At 40.1% G+C, this 8,357-nt stretch carries 8 protein-coding genes and 4 pseudogenes; 7 read left to right on the forward strand and 5 right to left on the reverse strand.

The annotated features are described in order from the left end of the window. The first annotated feature begins 8 nt into the window (after positions 1–8). Both HQQ92_RS00440 and HQQ92_RS00445 read left to right on the forward strand, forming a co-directional pair. Entirely contained in the window at positions 9–308 is a 300-nt protein-coding gene (locus tag HQQ92_RS00440; protein WP_173242435.1) for a helix-turn-helix domain-containing protein, read from the forward strand. A 309-nt stretch (positions 309–617) separates the two neighbouring features. Continuing rightward, positions 618–878 carry a hypothetical protein gene (locus tag HQQ92_RS00445; protein WP_173242437.1) on the forward strand — a complete coding sequence of 87 codons (261 nt, stop codon included), beginning with the start codon at positions 618–620 and terminating at the stop codon, positions 876–878. 226 nt (positions 879–1,104) lie between these two features. Here HQQ92_RS00445 and HQQ92_RS00450 read toward each other — a convergent pair whose 3' ends face one another. Beyond that, positions 1,105–1,740 (reverse strand): SDR family NAD(P)-dependent oxidoreductase, encoded by a 636-nt coding sequence (locus HQQ92_RS00450; RefSeq protein WP_173242439.1) that lies wholly within the window; start codon positions 1,738–1,740, stop codon positions 1,105–1,107. A 42-nt stretch (positions 1,741–1,782) separates the two neighbouring features. After that, positions 1,783–2,319, reverse strand: coding sequence for a hypothetical protein (locus HQQ92_RS23630; protein WP_254306283.1), 537 nt, complete (start codon positions 2,317–2,319; stop codon positions 1,783–1,785). Between the two features lie 322 nt (positions 2,320–2,641). Here HQQ92_RS23630 and HQQ92_RS00460 point away from each other — a divergent pair. Then, positions 2,642–2,950, forward strand: a pseudogene (locus HQQ92_RS00460) (recombinase family protein). On the opposite strand, the gene HQQ92_RS23975 reads toward HQQ92_RS00460, so the two are convergent. From HQQ92_RS23975 to HQQ92_RS00470, 3 genes are all read right to left on the reverse strand, one after another. Further along, on the reverse strand, positions 2,886–3,272 hold the full coding sequence (locus HQQ92_RS23975) for an integrase core domain-containing protein (RefSeq protein ID WP_375539951.1): 387 nt from the start codon (positions 3,270–3,272) through the stop codon (positions 2,886–2,888). The pseudogene HQQ92_RS00460 and the gene HQQ92_RS23975 sit on opposite strands and share 65 nt — an antisense overlap. A 561-nt stretch (positions 3,273–3,833) precedes the next feature. Then, the gene (locus tag HQQ92_RS23980; protein ID WP_375539952.1) at positions 3,834–4,049 is read right to left on the reverse strand and encodes a transposase; all 216 of its coding nucleotides are present in this window, start codon (positions 4,047–4,049) and stop codon (positions 3,834–3,836) included. A gap of 295 nt (positions 4,050–4,344) precedes the next feature. Continuing rightward, a complete protein-coding gene (locus HQQ92_RS00470; protein WP_173242441.1) occupies positions 4,345–5,865 on the reverse strand; it encodes an EAL domain-containing protein in 1,521 nt (506 codons plus the stop codon). A 279-nt stretch (positions 5,866–6,144) separates the two neighbouring features. On the opposite strand from HQQ92_RS00470, the pseudogene HQQ92_RS23635 reads away from it, so the two are divergent. The 4 genes and pseudogenes from HQQ92_RS23635 to HQQ92_RS00485 all read left to right on the forward strand — a co-directional run. Next, positions 6,145–6,665 (forward strand): annotated as a pseudogene (locus HQQ92_RS23635) (DDE-type integrase/transposase/recombinase); the annotation flags it as partial. A 36-nt stretch (positions 6,666–6,701) separates the two neighbouring features. Then, positions 6,702–6,839 (forward strand): annotated as a pseudogene (locus HQQ92_RS23640) (IS3 family transposase); the annotation flags it as partial. A gap of 166 nt (positions 6,840–7,005) precedes the next feature. Next, positions 7,006–8,004 carry an OmpA family protein gene (locus HQQ92_RS00480; RefSeq protein WP_173242443.1) on the forward strand — a complete coding sequence of 333 codons (999 nt, stop codon included), beginning with the start codon at positions 7,006–7,008 and terminating at the stop codon, positions 8,002–8,004. Further along, positions 8,001–8,357, forward strand: a pseudogene (locus HQQ92_RS00485) (hypothetical protein); the annotation flags it as partial. The gene HQQ92_RS00480 and the pseudogene HQQ92_RS00485, both read left to right, overlap by 4 nt.

Consider the following 8,357-nt stretch of genomic DNA (forward strand, 5'->3'; position numbering starts at 1 on the left):
ATATTACTATGTCTAACTTAAATGAGCTTATGGCCAAGCGTAGTGTTGAGAGTAAAGTTCGTATCAAAAAACGTACGGATGAATTACGCCGTGAAATCGTCTTGAGCCTGCTGCGCGAAGAATTAAATATTTCTCAAACTGAACTAGCTGCCGCTATGGGAGTAAAACAGCCTACCTTAGCGAAAATTGAAAAGTCCGATAATGATCCGCGCCTATCTACGCTCAAACGCTACATTGAAGCGATGGGTGGGAAATTAAGCCTAACGGTAGAAATGCCTGCAGGCAATGGCCGAATTTTTCATATATGAATACATAATAAAAATCTAAAATTTCGATCCTGCTGCCGGTTCGTGATTTTTTTGGTGGGTAATCACCGCGCTCTTTGCGGTGTTATCCACAAAAAATCAGGGTTCGGTGGCGAGCTGCTTTGGACTTTAAATGGTAATGCTTGATAGAAGACGGGTTAAAAATTGTAGATAACCGTATTTGTTGAACTTCTCTGGTCAATAATGACTAATTAGTTGTAATCTAGCGGCAACTGTCTAGATCCACGGTGAACAGCTCCTAGACAGCCAGCCCTCGAAAGAGGGCGCTTTACAATCTAAAAAGGAACTTTTGTGAGATATATTTATATTGCTGCCTTGCTCACTGCACTCACGATCACAGCAATCATCATGTATCCAGAATATACTAGGATGCGAAATATTCAGCAATTTTGTAAGCAAGTATCCACTCAAGACTTCCCTCAAAATGTATCAACAAGTAGTGACAATAAAATGGATTTTTGGAACAAACATTTTGCAGAAAAAAGAAAGGACAAAGAAGAAAAAGCTTATTTAAAATGTGTGATTAAACTTACTCACAAGGCCATTCAGTAGAACAATGATTCCCAAGCATTCATAACAAGTGGAAATAGATCTTCATTCAGCACATGTAAATAAGTTTCCGTAACGTATACCTAAAATACTTTAGGATAATAGTAGTGGAGGGGGAAGATGGCTATTCGATAGGAAATATCGATATAGCCATTTTTATGTCTTGTGGTTAAGGGGCTTGAACTCCTCTTGACCGAAAACGTAGGTTAAATGATGTGCGCCAAAACCCCTAGTAGGTTAACGTTTTATCAACACATTGGTAAATTTGTCCAATACTATTTGGATCATTTAGTAGAAGATGAGTAAGGCGAGTAACTTCATTTCGGTTAATTAACCCATGCACTTCGATTTTTTGTGATAGCTCACCTCGATGTGTAATTTCCCCATCTTTTAAACCTGCAGGGCGAAGGATCGTATAATCTAAGCGGCTGCTTTTCAACCAAACTTCTGCCAATGATTTTTCACGTACTGCACTACCAAAATTTTGTTTTGATTGTTTGCTTAAATATTGCCATGAGTCACCACAGCCAAGCGAAGTAACTAACAAAAAACGATTAATATTTTGATATTCCAAAGCATCAATTAAATTGCGATGTCCAATATAGTCAACGGGAATATTGGCCGCGCCATAGGTTCCCATAGTAGAGATCACCCATGCATCTACAGGTAATTTTTTTACTGTCTGGTTTACTTGTGCTGCGTTAGTTGCATCACAAGTAAGGATTTTAATACCTAACTCAGTTAAACGATTGCACTTACTCGGTGTTCGTACAATTCCAACTATATTGAAACTTTGTTTGTAAAAATACTCAACCATTGCCGCACCTAATCCACTTGCAGCTCCCCATATCACGACAGTTTTCATTCTTTACTCCATATAAATAAAGTTTTTAGGATAAAAAGACGATCACGCGCCAATCTTGTCCTTCAAGCTTTTCTTTAAAATTTTTGCCATCGTGTTGCCTGTTTTTGGCTTGTGCGGCTCTTTTAAATGAATGACATCATATGAATCTGAAGTGAAATTATACGCTCTACCAAAACCCCTGAAATATAGCCCTTCTATAGGCTCTAATTGAAAGGCTTCAAAATCTGTTACATCAATAAGCCCTCCACCAAAAATACCAAACTTTTCTTGATAAATTATTTTTATTTTATCGCTGATCTGAACATGAACCGGCTTGCATAAAATTGTTAGTCTTTTACGTGAAAACAGGTTGTTTTTTACAGTTTCATCGCCAACACAAATAATTGAACACAGTTGTTTATTCTTATAAAATTTTGTTTGTTTCGCTATGTTGGTTGATATGATATGAAACTTACCATCCATAAAAAAAGTTGGGTGCGTACAGATAAATGGCTGTTTATTTTCGGTGTCGTAAGTTGATGCGGATAAAGTGTCTGAACTGTTCATTAAATTTATTATTTCGCTATATATATCGGGCATAGAAACTCCATTTTTCTGTGATATGTATGTCAATATCGAATAAAAAGACTTTCCTTGTATTGATCTAGATCAAGAAAAACCATATTGCGTAGAGTAGTGTGGTTTGGTTTAAGGGGAGTTGTTGCTATTTTCAACAACTCCCTAAAAAGCGAAAGTTCTGAATTATGTAGTTTTACAAAATAGGTATCAAAAAACACTCGTTTAATGAGACCTATTTCTAAGCATTGTTGATCTTCGTAATAACTACTCGTGTTTGTCTTATAAACTCATCTCGCTTATCATAATGCCATTAACCCAATAAAAAATCAATTAAATGAGAGACATGGGACAAAAAAGTGGTTATGCCCGGGTAAGCACCAGTGATCAGGACCTCGATATGCAAATCGATGCTCTTATAAAGAAAGGCTGCGATCGCTCTTTAATATTTACCGATCAAGTATCGGGATCATAATCATTTCGTCCAGGCTTGGAGCAATGCTTAGAGAACTTAAAACCTGGAGATACGCTAATCGTTTGGCGTCTAGACCGACTTGGTCGCTCGATGTCGCACTTAATTAATGTACTGGTCAACCCAAACTGGACACTTTTACTTGAGAATTCTCAAACTCTACAGGTGACAGATCGTCATTAGCAGAATGACGTCGCTCCAAGTTGTAATATTTCATGTAAGCCATCGCATCTTGCTTCATAAACTCTCTTGTTGGCTGAGCAACTGTAAAAATCCAATCGTGTTTTAAGCTACTAAAGAAACGCTCAACAACAGCATTATCCCAACACGCGCCCACATCACCCATGCTGGCTCGGATACCATAACTCGAGAGCAACCTACCGAATTGCTTACTGGTATATTGCGAGCCTCGATCACTATGAAATACCAACCCTCTGGCCGGTTGTAGGCTTTTATTAATGCATTCGATATCAAATCTGTGGTCATGCGTTTGTCTATGTGCCATCCCACAATCCGGCGTGAATATAAATCCATCACCACTGCTAAATACATCAACCTTCACTTGTCTTTAAATAGGTCACGTCACCCGCCCAAACCTGATTAGCCGATACTGTATTAAAGTTCATGTTTAACAGGTTATCAGCCACTGCATCTGAGTGTTTTCGCTGTGTCGTCACCTTGTAAGCGCGTCGCTGGGCTGCTTTGAATCGAAGGCGGTACATCATTTACGAACGAGATAGCGACCAACCTAGTAGCCTTCCTTGCGCAATTTCTTCACCATTTCACGATTCCCTAAGCTGCCTCGACTTTTTAAATAGCTGTCGAACAAGGCGATAAAGCTTCAGTGCTTCAAGGCTTATCACGTTTGCAGGGCGCTTATGCCAATCATAATAGCCTGATTTACTGACACTCATTACTCGGCATAACAGTGTTATGGGAAACAGGTTAGATTGCTGTTTGATGAAACGAAATCTTACTTCATTTCTCTCGCAAAGAAGGCGCTGGCCTCGGCGTGCCCCTTGGGTATTTTTAGAATTTCTTTCTCCATGCGTAATTCTTTGTTTTATCAACGACATTGCTTTAAATTATCATGTTCAGACTCTTCTAAGATAATGCCTTGCTGCAAGGCTTCGTGTTTTACCTTCCAGTTGTAAAGCTGACTTGTGCTAACTCCAAGAGACTCTGCCGCATCAGCAACGCTATTACCTTGTTCTAGCACCATCAATACGGCTTCATTTTTAAATGCCTGCGGATAATTTTTATGTGATTTCTTCAGACTCATATAGACCTCTTAATTTATTAACCATACTGTCTCAAAATTAAGCGTCCGATGGGATTAGACCAGAACAAGGCGATGCCGATCAGATCTGCGGCTACGGTTTTAGTTCAACCTATTTAGGAAACAAAGCCTATATCCGCTTTAGAGTCCACTCAAAGATTGCATGTTTAGCAAGCGATTGCCGTCCGATGTGATTAGACCAGAACAGTTTCACCTAGCGTGATTAACAGACTCTATTTTCGGCTAAACGACCATGAGGAAATTTATAGTTGACGCTCTGCAGTCTGATTTTCTTATGCTAACGTTTAAAATCCTCGACTAACCATAGCTTTAAATCTGCCAGCTTCATCGGCTTAGCAAAGAGATACCCTTGTAAAAAATGCACTTGGCGACTGGTTAAATAATCCGCCTGCTTCTGCGTCTCAACCCCTTCTGCCACCACCACATAATTCATCTTGTGAGAAAGGTCGATAATAGTATCGAGCACATGGGAAGTTACAGAATCCTGCCCTATGGTATCAATAAAGCATTTATCAATTTTCAAGTAGTCTAACGGCATCGTTTGCAGCAGGGATAAGGTGGTTTGCCCTGTACCAAAATCATCAATTGCCACTAGAATCCCTAGCTGACGTAAGCTTTCAATGCACTGACAGATATCCGGCGTTAGCAATTGCCGTTCGGTGATTTCAATCAAAGGCTTAACGCCAATGCGATCCAAAGAATCCCGCAGATGAATAAATTTTGACTCGATATCATCCTGCGTAAAGTGTTCTGGTGCCACGTTAAACGCAATTCTAAAGCCCGGTTCGACCTTCATATCGGCAAAATCTTTTAATGCCCGCTCAAAAATATAGTTAGTCAATGGAACAATTAACTTGCCCTCTTCGGCAATGGGAATAAATAAATCAGGCCGCACTAAACCCATTTGAGGATGCTGCCAACGCACTAATGCCTCAACCCCCTTAGCCTTACCGTCCTCGGCACAAATCACTGGCTGATAAACTAAGAAAAACTCTTTGTTCTCTATTCCATTGCGAATGTCATCGGCAAGGGAATGACGAGTAACTCTTGAATAGAGTACAAATAGGATAGAACCCGTAATCAAAACGATGCTGAAGGGCAATAAAATGGTCAAAAATAGCCAAAAGAAATGCCAGAAAAAGGCTGGTGACATTTCTAGTAATACTGAAAAATTGTGCTCGTCAGAATCTAGCGCCATCACCTCGTTTTTTATAAACTCGAGTGACTCAGGAATCGTTTTACCATTGATTGATAAAGCAACATTCACAACAGCGCTAGGAAACACATCAGGCTGTACAAAGGAATCTACTAAATATTTCCCTTCAATAATCACAGCAGCGCCGTGTTTAGATATCGGCTCCCAGTTTAATGACACTACCGCTGGCACCTCAGGCATATAAGGAGTGCTGCCAACAATGAACTGGCTAGATATTTCAAAATTTTCAGTAGTACTGAGTCTATCTAAAGGGACATCGATATCACCTCTTTTAGATGAGCAATAAAAATGTTGCGAATCAAATATTAACGCTGAGCGAAAGTAAGGTTGGAACAACATATAGTTATATAACTTTCTGCACTCAGTGTCCTTCAGCGCCAAGGCATAATGGTTTATCTCATTTGCATGTGAGATCAAAGTATCAATGTGGTCAACATAAATAGCACCTATACCTTTGACTTTATCTTCCACAAAATACTGGGCAGAGAGATAACTTGCTCCAACTGCAATCCCAATAGGAAACAATATCACTGCCAGCCATTGCCACAATGGCAGATTTAATTTTGCTATTTTTCTTCGCATATTTCTCTGTTTCGTTCCTTAACTCGTACTATACCCAGTTAAAAACCGTTTCAAAATTTAAGCTGCAAGGTATGTATATGCTTGTATCTCAGTCCATGTTTGCTTGATATAAACAGGCTAAATCGAGTTTTATTTTAGTATAAAAAACCAGTGCGCCATCAATTAGTTTTAATCTATTCCCATATCACCGAAATAGCGGCAATAGTAATAAGGACGGTTCTGTCGCATTAATGTGTCGTCAGGTAACATGCTATTTGGGGACATTGCCTACTCAGGCCACTGATACGAAAAGCATTTAAACGGTTATATTATCCAGTTGACAGTCTTGCGCAATGTGTTCGCTGGTATCTAGCGCGTGCGCCATCTTGAAGAGATGGTGGCAGAGCGCGGGGGGAGCCATTGTGGATAAGATGTTTCGTCGGCATAAGCGTACTGTTGGACGTCGGTGGCGCATGGACGAAACTTACATCACAATCAAAGGACAGTGGAAATATCTGTATCGCGCGGTCAATACTGCAGGACAATCCATCTTATTTTTGTATAGCTACCTTGCATTTTTTCGCAAGGCCATTCGCTATCACAGTGGGCTGCAGATACCCACCATCGATAAAAGTGGCGCCAACATGGCAGCTTTGACTACACTCAGTGCCAACAAACCTGCAGAAGAAAAGATGACTATCAGGCTGAGCAAATACCAGAATAACTCTTGTGAAGTGGAGCACCGTAGCATCAAACGACGAATGCGGCCGATCACACTCTTTTATTTTTTCTACGGTAACGCGACAGAGCTGTTATTTATAGTAAAAATTGGCAGTGCTATACCTCTCATCCAATATTCTGAGTGGGTACCCGTTAATGGTTATGTGAATTTTACTGAAGCAGATAAAGCGATCATTAATCACATCACAGGATATTATAGTGAAACTAGACCCCATCAATATAATGGTGAGTTAATGCTAACTGAGTCAGAATGATTGTATTGGAATGACTCTAAAAAAACGTGGGTAACGGAATGACTTTAGCACTACAGCATTTGAATCTTGCAAACCGTGATTCCTATCGCGTTATTTAAATGCTATATGCGCAGAAAATAAAATATTCGTTTAAACTCTATCTATCTATCTATCTATCTATCTATCAATGAAAAAACTTCTTTTATTCGTCAGTATGTTTGGCACTCCTACGTTTGCCAGCACTGAGTCACCTCTGTTTTTTATTGAAGCAAAAGGTGGATATCAATGGGCTCATGACGACAGTTATGAACACTCAAATCCTAAAGGCGCTATCTTCGGTGTTTATAATGGATTACAGTTTTCTCCAGCTTGGAGTTGGGATGTAGGCTATCAATATCATGATGATTTAAAGGCTGATGCAACATCATCAGTTAATGTTAAAACGTGGTTGATTGAAAATGCAATACGTTACGATTGGTATCTACAAGACAACCTGAGTTTATACGGTCGATTTGGCGCTGCTTATTGGGATATGGAAAAAACGCACTTTTCTTCAGATAAACTTGATGCGACCGGCTTTTCTCCTCTTGGTGAAGTAGGGGTTAACTATAACTTTACCCCTAATGTTCGTTTATCGGCTGGTTATCAATACATCGACAGTATTGGTAAATCAAATACAGGTAAATATGATAGCCATGGTTTTTTGGTAGGGCTTACCTATACATTTGGTCATGCAGCTCAACCGACGTTGATTAAAGAGTTATCAACTCCTGCTACGAAGACTGTCGTTGTTGAAGCGTCACCTCAAACACTTACTTTTTCGTCGAAAAGTACGAACGGCATTTTTGGTTTTGATTCTACTGAACTCAGCCATGATTTTATCAAGCAGTTGGCGGAAGTTGCCGAAGTTTTAAATACTTACCCACAAGCTAGAGTGGTTGTTGTAGGACATGCTGATTCAATAGGCTCAGAGGCTTATAACCAAGCGCTTTCTGAGAGACGTGCTCAGACGGTAGCTAATAAGCTTTTTGAATTAGGAGTGTGTCCAGCGCAAATTGAAGTTCAGGGAGAGGGATCGTCTCACCCCGTTGCAGATAATCGAACTGCAGAGGGGCGAGCTAAAAATCGCAGAATAGAAGTCACCATCCCTAATTTTCAGTACCAAAAGTCGGACAAATTATCATGAGCAAGGTTTTTAAGTATCTGCTTTTAATCGCAGCATTTCCTCTATTAGTGCTGTTGACAGGTTGTGATTCCGGAGGAGCGTTTTCTGGGGCTACGGTAAAATTAGAGCGCATAGATATCAGTGCTTCGCCAATAAAAACGAAAGGAGTGAGTCAGTTGACACTGGCTGCTGGCAATAAGCAAACCTTTGCCGCAGTGGGCCACTACTCTGATGGCTCATCAAGCAGGCTAACCGATTTAAGTGTGAACGATTGGCACTCAAGTGACAAGGATGTAGGTTTTTTCGATGCCCCAGGTGTATTGGTCGGTGGTAATGCGCCAGGTATTGTGATTGTTAACGCCACAAAAGATGAC

The organism is Shewanella sp. DC2-4 (assembly GCF_013248875.1).
Lineage (GTDB): Bacteria > Pseudomonadota > Gammaproteobacteria > Enterobacterales > Shewanellaceae > Shewanella > Shewanella oncorhynchi.